This window comes from Microbulbifer mixtoriginis (SeqCode), from assembly GCF_052467945.1.
Genome location: NZ_CP174328.1, coordinates 3,811,574 through 3,826,765, shown reverse-complemented (window position 1 = coordinate 3,826,765; position 15,192 = coordinate 3,811,574). Strand labels below are relative to the sequence as shown.

General features: G+C 48.0%; 17 protein-coding genes. 8 read left to right on the top strand and 9 right to left on the bottom strand.

The features are described 5' to 3' along the window. Positions 1-108: 108 nt before the first annotated feature. Entirely contained in the window at positions 109-1,356 is a 1,248-nt protein-coding gene (gene serA, locus ACJJIJ_RS16515) for a phosphoglycerate dehydrogenase (RefSeq protein ID WP_444937921.1), read from the bottom strand. A 150-nt stretch (positions 1,357-1,506) separates the two neighbouring features. Here serA and ACJJIJ_RS16510 point away from each other — a divergent pair, with 150 nt between their 5' ends. From ACJJIJ_RS16510 to ACJJIJ_RS16485, 6 genes are all read left to right on the top strand, one after another. After that, on the top strand, positions 1,507-2,169 hold the full coding sequence (locus ACJJIJ_RS16510; protein ID WP_444937920.1) for a fumarylacetoacetate hydrolase family protein: 663 nt from the start codon (positions 1,507-1,509) through the stop codon (positions 2,167-2,169). Between the two features lie 140 nt (positions 2,170-2,309). Further along, complete coding sequence (locus ACJJIJ_RS16505) at positions 2,310-3,818, top strand: aldehyde dehydrogenase (RefSeq protein WP_444903336.1); 1,509 nt, start codon at positions 2,310-2,312, stop codon at positions 3,816-3,818. A gap of 239 nt (positions 3,819-4,057) precedes the next feature. Further along, on the top strand, positions 4,058-4,456 hold the full coding sequence (locus ACJJIJ_RS16500) for a biotin/lipoyl attachment domain-containing protein (protein WP_252083642.1): 399 nt from the start codon (positions 4,058-4,060) through the stop codon (positions 4,454-4,456). 69 nt (positions 4,457-4,525) lie between these two features. Beyond that, the gene (locus tag ACJJIJ_RS16495) at positions 4,526-4,840 is read left to right on the top strand and encodes a putative signal transducing protein (protein WP_252083641.1); all 315 of its coding nucleotides are present in this window, start codon (positions 4,526-4,528) and stop codon (positions 4,838-4,840) included. A gap of 164 nt (positions 4,841-5,004) precedes the next feature. Further along, positions 5,005-5,391: a SpoIIAA family protein gene (locus ACJJIJ_RS16490; protein WP_444883031.1), complete on the top strand. Its 387-nt coding sequence runs from the start codon at positions 5,005-5,007 to the stop codon at positions 5,389-5,391. Positions 5,392-5,554: 163 nt separating this feature from the next. Then, entirely contained in the window at positions 5,555-6,316 is a 762-nt protein-coding gene (locus ACJJIJ_RS16485) for a TerC family protein (RefSeq protein WP_444937919.1), read from the top strand. A 78-nt stretch (positions 6,317-6,394) separates the two neighbouring features. On the opposite strand, the gene ACJJIJ_RS16480 is transcribed toward ACJJIJ_RS16485, so the two are convergent. Both ACJJIJ_RS16480 and ACJJIJ_RS16475 read right to left on the bottom strand, forming a co-directional pair. Next, positions 6,395-6,850 (bottom strand): phosphate-starvation-inducible PsiE family protein, encoded by a 456-nt coding sequence (locus ACJJIJ_RS16480; protein WP_444883029.1) that lies wholly within the window; start codon positions 6,848-6,850, stop codon positions 6,395-6,397. Positions 6,851-6,926: 76 nt separating this feature from the next. Next, positions 6,927-7,523: an esterase/lipase family protein gene (locus tag ACJJIJ_RS16475; RefSeq protein ID WP_444937918.1), complete on the bottom strand. Its 597-nt coding sequence runs from the start codon at positions 7,521-7,523 to the stop codon at positions 6,927-6,929. Between the two features lie 268 nt (positions 7,524-7,791). Between ACJJIJ_RS16475 and ACJJIJ_RS16470 the strand changes: the two genes are divergently transcribed. Further along, complete coding sequence (locus ACJJIJ_RS16470; RefSeq protein WP_444937917.1) at positions 7,792-8,739, top strand: DUF5996 family protein; 948 nt, start codon at positions 7,792-7,794, stop codon at positions 8,737-8,739. A 250-nt stretch (positions 8,740-8,989) separates the two neighbouring features. Here the strand turns inward: ACJJIJ_RS16470 and ACJJIJ_RS16465 are convergent, their stop codons facing one another. From ACJJIJ_RS16465 to ACJJIJ_RS16440, 6 genes are all read right to left on the bottom strand, one after another. Then, entirely contained in the window at positions 8,990-9,817 is an 828-nt protein-coding gene (locus tag ACJJIJ_RS16465; protein WP_444883027.1) for a DUF5694 domain-containing protein, read from the bottom strand. A gap of 204 nt (positions 9,818-10,021) precedes the next feature. Further along, positions 10,022-10,483, bottom strand: coding sequence for a YccF domain-containing protein (locus tag ACJJIJ_RS16460; RefSeq protein ID WP_444937916.1), 462 nt, complete (start codon positions 10,481-10,483; stop codon positions 10,022-10,024). Between the two features lie 287 nt (positions 10,484-10,770). Then, positions 10,771-11,289: a nuclear transport factor 2 family protein gene (locus tag ACJJIJ_RS16455; protein ID WP_444937915.1), complete on the bottom strand. Its 519-nt coding sequence runs from the start codon at positions 11,287-11,289 to the stop codon at positions 10,771-10,773. Between the two features lie 332 nt (positions 11,290-11,621). Continuing rightward, positions 11,622-11,852 (bottom strand): hexameric tyrosine-coordinated heme protein, encoded by a 231-nt coding sequence (locus ACJJIJ_RS16450; RefSeq protein WP_152455425.1) that lies wholly within the window; start codon positions 11,850-11,852, stop codon positions 11,622-11,624. A 96-nt stretch (positions 11,853-11,948) separates the two neighbouring features. Then, the gene (locus tag ACJJIJ_RS16445) at positions 11,949-12,326 is read right to left on the bottom strand and encodes a PH domain-containing protein (RefSeq protein ID WP_444899619.1); all 378 of its coding nucleotides are present in this window, start codon (positions 12,324-12,326) and stop codon (positions 11,949-11,951) included. A gap of 165 nt (positions 12,327-12,491) precedes the next feature. Continuing rightward, on the bottom strand, positions 12,492-13,412 hold the full coding sequence (locus tag ACJJIJ_RS16440) for a LysR family transcriptional regulator (protein WP_252083631.1): 921 nt from the start codon (positions 13,410-13,412) through the stop codon (positions 12,492-12,494). A gap of 206 nt (positions 13,413-13,618) precedes the next feature. Between ACJJIJ_RS16440 and ACJJIJ_RS16435 the strand changes: the two genes are divergently transcribed. Beyond that, entirely contained in the window at positions 13,619-15,064 is a 1,446-nt protein-coding gene (locus tag ACJJIJ_RS16435) for an NAD-dependent succinate-semialdehyde dehydrogenase (RefSeq protein WP_444937914.1), read from the top strand. Positions 15,065-15,192 lie beyond the last annotated feature (128 nt).

Here is a 15,192-nt window from a genome sequence, read left to right as displayed (position 1 = left end):
TAGAAGTGAGCGCCATGGTGGATCAATCCTTTTATCGATCAGCTGAGGGCGCAGAAAGACGGGTGGCAGAGGAGTTGCACGCCCGTCCATAGAGGGCTTTCTAGGGAGCTAGAACAACACGCGGCAGCGCAGGGTGCCGGGGATATTCTTCAGTTTTTCCAGCGCTAGGTCCGAGTAAGCCGCATCCACATCAATCACCACATAACCTACTGTCTCGTTAGTCTGCAGGTACTGGGCAGAGATGTTGATGGCATTATCTGAGAACACCTGGTTAATGGCACTCAATACACCGGGGACATTTTTGTGGATATGCAGCAGGCGATGGGTACCGGCGTGTCCTGGCAGTGCGACCTCGGGGAAATTCACAGAGCTGGTGGTGGTACCGTTATCGGAGTAGTGCGCCAGTTTTTCCGCCACCTCGGTGCCGATATTTTCCTGGGCTTCCATGGTGGAGCCGCCGACGTGGGGAGTCAGCAGGGCGTTGTCGATGCCGCGCAGTGGGGAGAGAAATTCATCGTCATTGCCGCGTGGCTCTACCGGGAATACATCGATAGCGGCACCGGCCAAGTACTTACTATTGAGGGCTTCTGCCAGGGCTTCAATATTCACCACGGTGCCACGGGAGGCGTTTAGCAGTATGGCCCCGGGCTTCATTTGTGCGATTTCTTCGGCACCCATCATCATTTTGGTAGAGGGCAGCTCGGGTACATGCAAGGAAACGACATCGGACTCGCGCAGTAACTCCTGCAAGGAGCCTACCTGGCTGGCGTTGCCCAACGGTAGCTTGGTGATGACATCATAAAATTTCACCCGCATACCGATGGCCTCTGCCATGACTGATACCTGCGAGCCAATAGCACCGTAACCGATAATACCCAGGGTTTTACCGCGGGCTTCGAAGGAGCCCACTGCAGATTTGAGCCAGCCACCGCGATGGCACACGGCATTTTTCTCTGGGATACCGCGCAGCATGAAGATGGTCTCGGCGATAATCAGCTCCGCCACGCTGCGGGTATTGGAATAAGGCGCGTTAAATACGGCAACACCGAGCTCAGTGGCCGCTTGCAGGTCCACTTGGTTGGTTCCGATACAGAAACAGCCAACGGCAACTAGTTTTGGGGCATTTTCTAGCACCTTGCGGGTCAGCTGGGTGCGGGAGCGAATACCGATAAAGTGGGCATCCGCGATCTTCTCGATCAACTGATCTTCGGGCAGGGAAGTTTTTAGAAACTCAACGTTGGTGTAGCCACGGGAGGCCAACAGATCAATAGCCGACTGGTGTACACCTTCCAGCAGCAGGATGCGAATCTTGTCTTTTTGTAGGGACTTTCTTTGATCGGAATTGTGCGGAGCCATAAACTATCTCTTCACTGAGTGCGGGTAACGCGATGTAAAAAGTGCTTTGCCACTTCTAAGAGGTGCCGAAGTCAGGCGAAGGCGCGATCATAGCACATGCTGGTTATATCGCTTTATTCGAAATTCCTATCCTAACTATCTTATTTATTTATGTACCAACACCAATTTACCTGTGGCAGTGAAGTTCCTTACAAGCTGGGCAAGATTATCTGTGTGGGGCGCAACTATGCCGACCACGCCGCCGAGTTGAATAATCCGGTACCTGAGGAGCCGTTGCTGTTTATCAAACCGGCTACTGCGGCAGTAGACATGGCCAAACCTATTCACCTGCCCACGGGACGTGGCAGCTGTCACTTCGAGGGTGAGTTGGCACTGCTGATCGGTAAGAAATTGACCGATGCCAATGCGACAGAAGTTCCCCCGGCAATTGCTGGTCTGGGTCTCTCGCTGGATCTCACTCTGCGTGATTTACAGGCACAACTGAAGCAAGCCGGGCATCCCTGGGAAAAGGCCAAGGGTTTTGATAGTTCCTGCCCCCTTTCTTCTTTCGTCAAATTGGACTGGTTGCCGGATTGGGACAAGCTTAGTTATTCGCTGTGGCTAAACGGCGAGCAACGCCAGTGTGGTAAAACTGAGCATATGCTCACCCCGATACTCGATTTGGTGGCCTATATCAGCAGTTACTTTACTCTTGAACCCGGCGACGTGGTGTTGACTGGTACCCCAGCGGGCGTCGGTGAGCTGCATCACGGCGACAAGCTGATGATGCAGTTACAGGATGATTGGTTACAGGTGGAGACTGAGGTCGTGTAATTCTACTTAGGGGCCTGCCTCTTGGGGCCCCTTAATGTACTTGCCAAGCCACAATAAGCCGGATGCCAGCAACCCCTTTGATTTGTGATCACATTTTCGATATAACCTGAAAAAACTAATAGTCTCAGACGAGGTGTGCCATGAAAGAAGAAAATAATATCCCGCAAAACCTGCAGGAGTGGCAGGCTCTGGCGGCCTCACTCAAGATTGAAGGCCGAGCATTTATCAATGGCGAGTATGTAGATGCTCTATCTGGGGAAACTCGTGCCACCTATAACCCCGCCAATGGTGAAGAGTTGGCGCAGATCGCCAGCTGTGGTCCACAGGATGCCGATCTGGCAGTCAATGTGGCACGCGAGACTTTTGAGTCCGGTGTCTGGTCGAAAATGCCGCCGATGCAGCGCAAAAAAATTCTGGTGCGATTTGCCGAACTGATCGAAGAACACTTAGTGGAAATTGCCCTGTTGGAGAGCCTGGATGCGGGTAAGCCCATTGGCGATACCATGGCCGTGGATGTTCCCGGGGCAGCCACCACTATTCGTTGGAGTGGTGAGGCCATCGACAAGATCTACGATGAAGTTGCTCCTACAGGCCCGGGTGAGCTTGGTCTGGTAACCCGCATGCCGCTGGGGGTGGTGGCGGCAATCGTGCCCTGGAATTTCCCATTGTCCACCACCGCTTGGAAGTTGGGGCCGGCGTTGGCCACTGGCAATAGTGTGATTCTGAAGCCGGCCTCCAATACCCCGCTGACAGCGATTAAATTGGCTGGTTTGGCCAAGAAAGCAGGTCTGCCCGATGGCGTACTGAATGTATTACCGGGACCAGGTAGTAGCTTGGGTAAGGCGCTGGGCCTGCATATGGATATCGACTGCCTCACCTTCACCGGTTCCACCGAAGTAGGCAAGACCCTCACCGAGTATTCCGGTCAGTCAAACTTGAAGCGTACTTTCCTGGAGTTGGGTGGAAAGAGCCCGAATATTGTCTTTGCTGATGCCGACTTGGATAAGGCCGCCGATGCAGCAGCACTGGCCATTTTCTATAACCAGGGGGAAACTTGTACTGCGGGTTCACGCCTGCTGGTAGAAAAGAGTATCGCTGATGAGTTTATTCAAAAGGTAAGCAAGGCTGCTGAGCGCTTTAAGCCCGGCCACCCACAAGATCCCAATACCGCAATGGGTGCGCTGATCGATCGCAGTCAGTTCGATACGGTTGAATTCTATGTGGCCAAGGGCCTGGAGCAGGGCGCGCAGCTGGTATGTGGTGGTCAGCCGGTGGATGAGGTGACTGGCGGTTACTATTATGAGCCGACCGTATTTCGCAATGTGACTGGCGAAATGACCATCGCCCGCGAAGAGATTTTTGGCCCGGTACTGTCGGTGATCGAATTTGAAACAGAGGAGGAGGCGCTCGCCATAGCCAATGATTCCATCTACGGGCTGGCGGCAGGTATCTGGACCAACAACTTGGGCCGCGCCCATCGGATGGCCCGCGATATCTATGCGGGCTCTGTGTGGGTCAATAACTACTTTGGCGGGGATATCACTGTCCCATTTGGTGGCTTCAAACAGTCGGGCAACGGCCGGGATAAGTCCCTGCACGCCTTGGATAAGTACTGTGAATTAAAATCCACTTGGATAGATCTCAGCTAGATTCACTCTTCCTGCATCCTAGTAGCATAAATTTACAAAATGGCCACAAATAGTGGCCCTTTCTTTGCCTCGCTAGTTTATTTATCACCCCTTTTATTTTCCTGTCACCTAGCTATTCAATCTGGCGTGAATTATTTAGTCAGCTATACCTAAGTTATCGCCTTTTAAAAATGCCTTCGGCGACATGGCCCATAAACTGGGCTGGAGTCTGTGGAAAAACCAGCTTGAGGAGAATTGGCTTGAGAAAAATCTGCCTGTTTGTCGTTATCCTGGCTGTCAGCGGAATAACACCTCTACGGGCAGCGGAGGCCCCCAGGTTTGGAGAGATTGCGGGGCTAGTCAGTGTGGAGCGAATATATGCCCAGGCAATGCGCACCACACAGGTCCACAGTTTGATTGGCAATTGGATGGAAGTATTTGTCCGGCATGGCGATGCGGTGGAAAAGGGGCAACTTTTGGCGGTTTACAAAAGTACTAGGGGGAGGGCTGTGTTGGAATATATTGCCAGTCGTTCCGGGCGGGTACTTATTAATAGCCGGGCAGCACTGAATACCGTAGAAAGTGTTCTGGAAATCATCACGGTACCCCATGAAGAATATTGTCGACATGTAGATTGCACAGCTGCAACAGAGGAATAGAGCTTATCTATCGGGTTCATCTACTGGTTGTGAGTATTCTGGGGGTTCTGGAACAGGGCCTCTTACCTCATGAAACTCATTTATACCCATGAAAACCGCCTCTTGGTGGAGCTGGTTAAAAGTCGCCTGGAAGTTGCCGGTATAGCGGTCAAACTGAAAAATGAATTTGCCCAGGGTGCATCTGGAGAGCTGGCCCCGAACCAAGCTTGGGCGGAACTTTGGTTGGAGCGAGACCGAGATTATGAGCGGGCCTGTCAGCTATTACAGGATGCCGAAGCTGAACAGAGAGGCTGGACCTGCCCCAGCTGTGGTGAAGAGAACGGGGCGGCCTTTGACTATTGTTGGCAATGCGGAAAATCACGGCCGGTAGCCTGTGAAGAATAGCTATTTTCATGTGTCCAAATTTTATTCCTTCAAGCAGAAGTAATGTTCTTAGCCTGATAAAAATAAAGCATTAATTTTTGGCGCAACGACTTCTAAGTGTTTATTTAGAGTGTGTATTGAAAGCTAACTTATCCTGTGTAGAAAACGTCAGTTAAGGGTGACCTATGAGCGATCAACCTCACGGTGTTTCTATCGGTTTGGAGCAACAAGGCAATCACTTCTTTTTGACTCTGCGAGCTCGCGGAAAACTGACGCATGAGGATTACCAGACCATGGTACCCATGCTCAACTCCGCTATTGCCGGTGTAGAAAACCCCAAGATTGATTGTCTAATGGATGCCAAGGAGTTACAGGGTTGGGAGCCGCGCGCTGCTTGGGACGATTTAAAGTTAGGGTTATCTCATGGCCGTGAGTTTAATCGGATTGCGGTAATCTCTGATAAGCGCTGGATGAAAATAGCTAGTAAAGTGGGGAGCTGGTTTATCAGCGGTGAGTATAAGGTATTTGATTCTGAAGATAAGGCCATGATCTGGTTGCGTCAAGGCGAATAGAGTAGCTTAATATGGCCTACTCCCTGACACTCTCTTCTGAACACTGAGTTAGTAGAGAAGTCAGGTGACTAGAAAAGATAAAGTTTGGCGCTGACTGTGCCATATTGGCCTCCTCTAGTTACGGGAAGAACATTTCAGAATAATTAATGGATAAGGAATTTTTATGTTCGAGTGGATAGCCAGCCCGGAAGCCTGGGTTGCTCTGGCTACATTGGCAGCGCTGGAAATAGTTCTGGGTATCGATAATATTATTTTTATTTCTATTCTCGTTGGGCGCCTTCCGCCCCATCAGCGGGAACCGGCTCGTTTTATTGGCCTGACCCTCGCTATGGTAATGCGCCTAGCATTATTGTTTTCCATCGTCTGGATTATGGGGTTGGTAGAGCCACTGTTTAGTATTTTTTCAATGGAGATATCCGGCCGAGATATTATTTTAGTGGGAGGCGGCTTGTTCCTGATCGCTAAAGCCACACATGAAATACACAATAGCTTGGAGGGTACTGAGACTGATTCGGCCTCACTGGGGACCGCCGGTTTTGGCATGGTGCTCCTGCAAATTGCCATTCTCGACATCGTATTTTCACTCGATTCTGTGATTACTGCCGTAGGTCTGGTAGATGAAATCTCAATTATGGCTGTCGCCATTGTCCTAGCAGTAATGGTTATGCTGGTAGCCGCTAAACCAATAGGTGACTTCGTCGATCGTCATCCCACGGTTAAGATTCTCGCGCTGGCATTTTTGATTATGGTTGGACTTACCCTGGTGGTAGAGGGCTTTGATGTGCATGTACCCAAGGGGTATATCTATTTTGCCATGGCATTCTCGATGGCAGTGGAGATGCTTAATTTGCGCCTACGTAGTAAGAAAGAGCGCAAAACAAAGCCGGTGCGGTTACATCATGCATTACGTGAGAATGATAACTAGTATATAGAGCTAGTCTTAATTGGGCGAATGGTGAATCAGCACTTCGCCCAATTTAAAGTGACTAATATAGTGTAAAACTTAGTAATTACTTCTTTTGTTTTTCAGTATTAGGTAGGTTAATCCTAGTGCTAGAGTCGCAGCTGCCAGCCCGATTAATTCTCCCGCACTGACTTTATCCAGATCCAGAATTATAAACTTACGCGCAAGCGCCAGTATAGCAATTAAGACTACAACGGTAGTTTGAATAATACTCTGCTGCTTGGTTACCACATATTGCAGGGTGTGGCTGAACTCCAGTGCAATCAGTAAGGTAATAATCTCACCGAAAATAGTCTGGAATACTTTGTGATCAAGAGGATCTTTCATGCCGATCAATAGCATGGAGTATACAGAATAGGCAAGACGACTAATGGCGATAATAACAATTACAATAATGATAAAGGTGAGAAGTAGTGCAATAAAGCTTTCGAATTTACGGTAATAATTCTGGATGGCACTTTCTGGCTTGGCGGTCTCTTTATCTGAATTACTCATAGTTAATTGCCTGTGAAAGTAGGCTAGGCATATTAAGCATTTAGAATTTCTTAATGAGGCTATTCATAAAATATATTTATTCCATACCTGTTATGACTTCATTTTTCATCAATGAAATAACTTTAGTACTCATTGGCATTAATCTGTGTAAGATAACCGGAACCTCATAAGATACACCAATTCCCAGCTGGGCGCTGCTGTGTGGCATTATGGTGATGTCGTATTTGGTCCAAATTGAGACAGGTTGGGTTTGTTCCAAGAGGTGTATTGACTTGTTTAAAGATTTTAAGAAGTCACTACCCACGCGCAGCTGTTTCCCTCCTTTATATGGCAGAAAATTTGCCCAATAGCTACCATGGTGTGGAGAGGCAATAGAGATAAATTTATGCACCTTATCAATACCGCTCATGGCTTGTAGGTAATAGCGCGCGACAATTCCCCCCATGCTAAATCCTATCAACGTACAAGTCTCCTCTCCCTTAAGAATATTCTCCATCTTTGCCATTAATTGAGCGGATAAATGCTCCATACCGTGCCAACCTGAGTTGTAACGCAAGTGAATGTAATATGTGTTATAGCCTGCCTCAGAAAGTATACGTTGCATTTTTAACAGAGAGGTACCCCGGTCAAAAATCCCGGGGACTAATAGAACAGTATGGCTTTTGCGGCTCATGCGTGACAGGTATTCAGTTGTTTAGAGTTGGTATGTTTGGGGTAACGCGATTAACTTATTAGTTTCTCGACTGAAGAGTGTAGTTTGCAAGTCAAAGGCGTGGGAATTTGCTTGGTGACACTAATAATGTATTTATAAGTTATGTTGGCATGTAGAGAATCATTTGGTGTCGATAATGTTACTGTTGTGGATTTTTCCGAATACTGCTTATTTTTTTGCTGAGGCAGTAGCCTTTTATTTTATTTGTTGTGAGTGATCGGAGTGAAATATGAAGATGCCTTCAAATCGTTCTAAGAATTCAGATTGGCCTGAACTTCACTTTCAAGATTGGTCAGACACAGTGGCCACATTACATCTGTGGACACAGATCATTGGTAAGATTCGCTTGGTTCAGACACCTTGGACAAATCACTCCTGGCATGTGCCTTTTTATATATCAGCAAGGGGATTGAATACCTCTCTGATCCCCTATGGTGGAAGAGCTTTTTCTATTGAATTTGATCTTCTTGAGCATCAACTTTCAATATTGGTCAGTGATGGTGGTAGGCGTATCATACCGTTAACGCCAATGTGCGTTGCCGATTTCTATATGGCGGTTATAAATGTAATGAGGGATCTTGGTCTTTTAGTTGAAATCTATACCACACCTAGTGAGATTGCCAATAGTATCCCCTTTGAAGAGGATAGGAATCATTGTCATTATGACTCAAGGTTTGCAACCCGTTTTTGGCAGGCGCTAATGCAAATAGATAGAGTTTTTAAAGAGTTTCGTTCCCGTTTTATAGGGAAATGCAGTCCTGTACATTTTTTCTGGGGAAGTTTTGATTTAGCGGTTACACGTTTCTCTGGCAGAGAGGCACCTCTGCATCCTGGAAGCGTTCCAAATTTCCCTGACTGGGCTGCTCAAGAGGCATATTCTCATGAAGTCAGTAGTGCTGGGTTTTGGCCCGGCGGAGGAGGTTATAAAGATGCTGCATTTTATTCTTATACGTATCCTGCATCTGATAAATTTTCGGGTCAAGAGGTTAGTCCGGATTCTGCATTTTATTCAAAGGAGCTGTCTGAATTTATCCTTCCTTATGATGAGGTGAGGAAGTCTACTGCACCAGATGAAACATTATTGGCTTTTCTGCAGAGTACCTATGAAGCTGCAGCGAGCACTGGAGGGTGGGATCGGAGTGCTCTAGAGAAAGAATTTATTCCAAAAGCTAGATAGAAATATTGATAGCAAAATCATAGGTATGATTATTAAGGTGGATGTAATCTTGTTTTTGTATGGTAATTCCTGAGCTGAAAATAAACTATCTTACACGTAGTTAGGGAGGGAAAGCTAAAGTTAAAATTTCTTGTGTGTTTATTTTTTGCTAAGCTTGGATATCGCACTATAAGTAGTGTGATATCCAAGGGTATGGATTGGAATGAGTATTACTCTCAATTGTTAGTGATAAATAAGCCGGGTAGGAATTCTAGAGGTAATTATTGATATCCCACGCCCGGCGACTTTTATCAACCTCTAGAAGGGTCTTTAGGATAGCAGTATGACCTGAGCCACCGATAGCAATTACTTTAGTTCCTGGCTGGGCTTTGGCCTGTATATTAGCGTACATCCGGAAATTACGGTGCCACCAGCTTGCTGCTGCATCGGCCCCAATAAAACCTTTACCTGCACCTATATCATTTTCCATAATATAGAGATTCATATTATCTAGATCTTCCTTTGAGCTATTATGGAATTGCAGTAATTGACCTAAAGATAAAGTGCTGTGCCTGAGAGATGTATCCTTGCCGATCTTCTCTATAAGTTTGTCATGAGTTCTTTTTCTCTCCGGTGTTTCTTTGGTCATATAATCTCTTAGTTCAGCACCTTTCCAATGAACATTTCTTTCGTCATAACAAAGTACCTTGTCCAGTCCCGCTTTTTCCGCTATACGAAATCCCAGTTGCTGATTCTCATTTACGCTGAGGTCATGGTTGCCATTTTTATAAGAATTGAACTTGCGATTTATTGTTTTTTGATATGTCGGCGGGCATTCAATTAATACGTGGGTGGGCCCCTCATCTGCAAGCTTGCTAGTAAGTTGCTCCAAATAGCGCTGGTTATTGGGAGTAAGTACGTTGATTACCTCTGACTTTACTGAATCCAATCCAGGATTATGAAAATGAAAAACACCAAATAGCATTACTTGGGCTGCTGGTGTGTCCTGTTCTGGTATTACGGGTTTTTCAGTGGCGTAGCCAATAGAGTTGGCAGCTAAAGCAAATGTACCAGCTAAAATTAAGGTAAGCTTTCTCATTATTATACTCCCTGTGTTCATTAAAATGAGTGACGGTTGTTATGTTACTCACTATTAGACGCTGTAGAATCACAGGGAGATGCAGTATCAATAAATTTATTGTCTACTATTTAAATAAAGCTATCTGGTATTAATGGTTTAAAGCTTCATTGATCACCTTGTCTCATTGAAACTATTTATCAGAAAGGCCTTATTCTTAAATGGCTAGATGTTTCCTCTCATTCTTGAAACTATCGTCTCAGCATTTTTCATCCTTGCAGCTTGGGCTACTTCTGTCACTACAATTGTTTTTCCAATTGGTGATAAGGATATGCCTGCAAGCTTTAAGTGTTGAATAGCGAAAGGGATACCAATGATGGTTACAAAGCAGGCAATAGCATGTACCAAATGACCAACCGCCAGCCAAATTCCGGCAAATAGGAACCATATGATATTGCCGATCAAGCCAAGTCCACTGGTCCCAATATCTTCGTTTAGGGTCAGCTCCTTGCGTGAAATAGCCTCACGTCCAAAGGGAAAGAATGAGAACTTGCCCATTACAAAGCAGGCCCTACCCCAGGGAATACCGATAATGCTGACAAAAGCGATTAGTGCAAAAAACCACCAGCAAAGGCCCATAAAGACTCCGCCAAGAATAAACCATAAGAAATTGCCCAGGGTTCGCACACTTACTTCCTCGAGAGTTATTGTGGGGACTTAATGCAGTTGCTGTTCAGGTACCAGGGCTAAAACCTTGCCAGGCGGCACCTAGAAAGGCGATATCTTCCCCTTTTAATATGCCCATACCACTCTGACGCGGTAGAGAGCTTCTATAGATGCATCAGGGCATAAATTTGAAGGAAGCACAATGGCTGGCATAGAGTGGTCAATCTCACCGGCTGGCGAAAGAAAGGTGAGCGCACTAGAAGAAAGCCCAATACTGCTAAGGATTACCGTCTATTAGCTTTTATACTTTATGGGATGAGTTCGTTGGCTGGGGCATTGGCATTCAGTAACCGCTCGCATTGACTATTGCCAATAATTGGCAGTTGGTTATCCAAAAATCCCATTTGTTTAAGTACAGTGGCTTGATCCCAATAGATATGTTCTGAGCTGATCTTATCGCCGTCAAAGTCAATTACTGCAACATGGGGAACAGACAGTTTCCTTCCCGTGGCTTCGATACCTGGAGCGAACCAATCCATACGCAGGGAGTGTGTCAAATGCAGGATAAACTCATCGATAACTTTGTGTTTTCCTACTGTGCGAGTCAGTAGCTCCAGGCTAACATCGGCCGGCATCTGCGGTATAAAAATATCCCGATAGAAGTTCCTCAGGGGTTCCTTTCCGGTTGCACCTGTGTTTACCGGGACGTGGATTAAAACAGGGTTGTCGGTCATAGTGGCGATAGCAGCATCAGCATCCTTTAGCTCAAACTCAGCTGCTGTATGGGTTTCCCAGACCGTAACAAGTCGCTCTTCTTGCTCACTCATGTCTATTACCACTCCATATTCCAAAAGGAGATAGGTACCAATGGCAATGCGATCCGCTCAATTGAGCCTTACCTTTATCGATATCTATACCAATGTCTAGATCAAGGTTTCTCTGCCACGGGCATCCAAAAGAAAGAATAGTTGCAATATAGATTGAAAAATTGGGGATGCTGGTGTTTCTTGATGTTTATAGTGAATTCTGTTGAATATCAGCCAGGGAGGCAGGTTTTATTTAGGTAAAGCTTGACTGGATATTTATGGTGAGGGAGGGGAGAGGCGCTTTACAGAACTTTTAGCTAATTTTCAAATTCAATGTAAAGCGCTGAAATCTCTTAACCGCGCCAGTAGTTATTGGCGGCAGCTACTGTCTGAAAGTTGATGGCAACTACCTGGGATGAGGCGATCAAGCTATCTGCGTTTTCCTCGTAGGAAGCTCTCAACTTGCCTCTGACCTCATCCGAAGGTTGGGTGTATTTCACTCCCATTCTGGATAGTTTCATGGCCAATTCAAACCCTTGCTGTGCATTCTCGGTAATCAAACTTTCTAACCACATGTGTGACATGAACTTCCCTCTCTTGTGTATAAAATCTGTGGTGGCTTAAATATACCGACTTAACATTAAAAATGAAGGCCTAAATTGTGACGTCCTTCAATATTGTTAAGCCAGTACATACTTACTGATATATTGATTAAATTGGATAAGATCAAAAGACCCTTTGATTTCAAATTTGACCTTTCCCACCTCGCTGAGATACACCACGATTTCACAGTCCAGGTCAAAGGTGCCAGAGCTTTCTACAGAAAACGCCTGTATTTTACTGTAGGGCAGTGATGTGTAGTCGACCTTGGAGCCGGTAATTCCCTGGACGTTGGCTGCGATAATTCTTTTGTTGGTAAAAACCACCTGATCGCGAATGGTTTTGAACCCTGCGAAGATAGATTCACCTTCAATTAAAAATTTATTGAAATCATCTCTAGCCTCGGAGATATCAATAGGCTTCAGTTTGAATATGGGTGAATTTTCAAAGTCGATCATAAAGCTTCCATGTGATTCATTCTGACACGCAGTCATTGTATATATGCTGCATTTTTATAACAGTGCAAACCTTTGGGTTTATTGTCTGTCATTAATGGCTTATAGGTCTTTCGTCTGGGAAGCAGTAACCTAGACCAATTTAGGCTACTGTGGCTTTGCCGATAGTTAGTTTTTAATTACTAAAGCCCGCAAAAATAGCTGCACGGCCGGATGGTCTGCTGCATTCTTTTTAAAAGTGGCAGCATTCTGAATGCGGTAGTGAAAACGCTCGGCCAGTAGCGGCTTCAGTTTGCCGCACGCCACATATTTTTGTGCGAGATAATCCGGTAGAAAGCCCACAAAACAGCCGGATAGAATCATCGCGAGCCTTGCGGCCATGTGGTTAGCGGTGGAACGGTTGGGAAATAATCGGTAAAGGTGAGCCGCGCCAGAGAGCACGGCATGACTGGGGGCTGCCAGTTCCTGCTGAGTAAGTAATTCCTCGCTGACCTGATCCGCTTGGGCACATGGGTGTTGGGCGCCACAGTAGAGTGTGGATTGGTGGTGGAATAGCGGCTGGTATTCCAAGCCTGGTCGACGTGTGTGCAAGGGGTTAATCCCCACATCGGCGCGGCCGGCGAGTATCTCCAGCTCCAGTTCCTGGGGTGCGGCAAGTTGTACCTCCAGGTGTAGCTGGGGGGCCTGTTGGCGAAGGTGGGCAATGGTTGCCGGTAGATCCAGTTGTGGTATCTCCAGCACATCGTCTGGCATAACCAGACGCAGATTTCCGGTGAGGTGAGACTGAATGGCATTCACCTGGCTTTTAAAGGCCTCCAGATGGCCATCCAATTCGAGGATGGCCTCGAAGAGTGACTCCCCCTCGGGTGTCAGTTTGAAGTCGGCACGACCGCGGGAGCGCAGGCACAATTGCATACCCAGGCGGGCTTCCAGGTCGGAAATATGTACGCTAATGGTGGAGCGGCCGATATTGAGCGCTACCTCTGCAGGCGCCAGGCCACCGGCGCGCACCACTTCACGGAAAACGCGCAACAGGCGAAGGTCTATATCGCTGAGGCGCCCGCCCAAGGCGCTTTTTGTCTTGCCCATCTGCCGATTTATCCCGTGTTATTTGAGTTAGTTTGCCGTAGCTTAGGCACTGCCAGCGGAGTGGGGATTGGAGTGGACAAGCCACTTCACCCTTAAGTTTGATAAATATAAACTTTAGTTCGAAAAATACTACTATTCTCCCTGGGCTGCTGCGGCCAGAATCGCCGCAATACCATTAATAACAGTAAATTATCAGGAGTTTTCCGGTGGAACTGGCGAATCCAAACCTGTTGAAGTCTCAGAACTATATCGATGGAGAGTGGCGGGATGCTGCGGGCACCGCAGAGGTGTGCGATCCGGCCAATGGCGAAGTACTGGGCTTAGTGGCCGATGGTTCAGCGGAGGATGCAGAGGCGGCGGTAGCCGCAGCCAGCGCCGCATTCCCGGAGTGGAGCCGCCGCACCGCCGGCGAACGTGCCGCCATCCTCAAGCGCTGGTACCAGTTGATTATGGATAACAGCGATGATTTAGCGCGTCTCCTCACTTTCGAGCAGGGCAAGCCGCTGGCGGAGGCCAAGGGGGAAATTATTTATGGCGCCTCTTTTATCGAGTGGTTTGCTGAAGAGTGTCGCCGAGCCTACGGCCAGACGATCCCTACCCACAATCCGGCGATGCGCCTGAGCACCATCCGCCAGCCGGTGGGTGTGGTGACCTGCATCACCCCCTGGAACTTCCCCAACGCCATGATTACCCGTAAGGCGGCACCGGCGCTGGCAGCCGGCTGTACTGTGGTGATCAAGCCGGCACTAGAGACTCCACTGTCCGCATTGGCGTTGTGCCAGCTGGCAGAGGAGGCGGGTCTTCCCAGAGGCACCATCAATGTGGTGACCGGCAGCGATTCACCGGGCATCGGCAAGGTACTGACCCAGGACCCGCGCGTGGCTAAATTTACCTTCACCGGCTCCACCGCCGTGGGCAAGCTGCTGATGGCGCAGTGCGCCAGTACCGTGAAGAAGATGTCCATGGAACTAGGCGGCAATGCCCCCTTTATCGTATTCGACGATGCGGATATGGAGACGGCGGTGCAGGCCTGCGTGGCGACCAAATTCCGCAACGCCGGCCAGGTGTGTGTGGCCACCAATCGCATTTATGTGCACGAGTCGGTACACGATGAGTTTGTGGAAAAGCTGCGTGCCGAAGTGGCCGCACTGAAAATCGGCCATGGCTCCGAAGAAGGTGTCAGCATGGGGCCGATGATTTATCGCCGCGCGGTGGAGCGGGTACAGGACCTGGTACAGGATGCGGTAGAAGCCGGGGCGAAAATCGAGATTGGCGGTGAGCAGCTGCCCAATGGAGAAAACTATTTCGCTCCCACCCTGCTGACCGGTGTCACGGATGCTATGCGGGTGGCTCAGGAGGAGAACTTTGGTCCCATCGCCGCAGTACAGAAGTTCACCGATGAAGCCGATGTGATTCGCCGTGCCAACGATACCCCTTACGGTTTGGCTGCCTATGTGATGAGCGAGAACATTCGCCGCGCGAACCGTGTGGTGGAAGCGCTGGATTACGGCATGATTGCCTGTAACACCGGGGTATTCTCCACCACCGTAGCGCCTTTTGGCGGCAACAAAGAATCCGGTATCGGCCGCGAGGGCGGTGTCGAAGGCATGGCCGAATTCTACGAAACCAAATACTGCTGCTTCGGCGCCTGATTTTTAGTTTCGAACGGCAGTGCCGTGCGCTTGTCTGAGATTGCACAAGCGCCTGAAAAAATTCGTGGGAGTCGCTGGCTCCCCAAAGCAAATATTTTGAAGTTTCAGGGAACTTGCGGAGATATAGT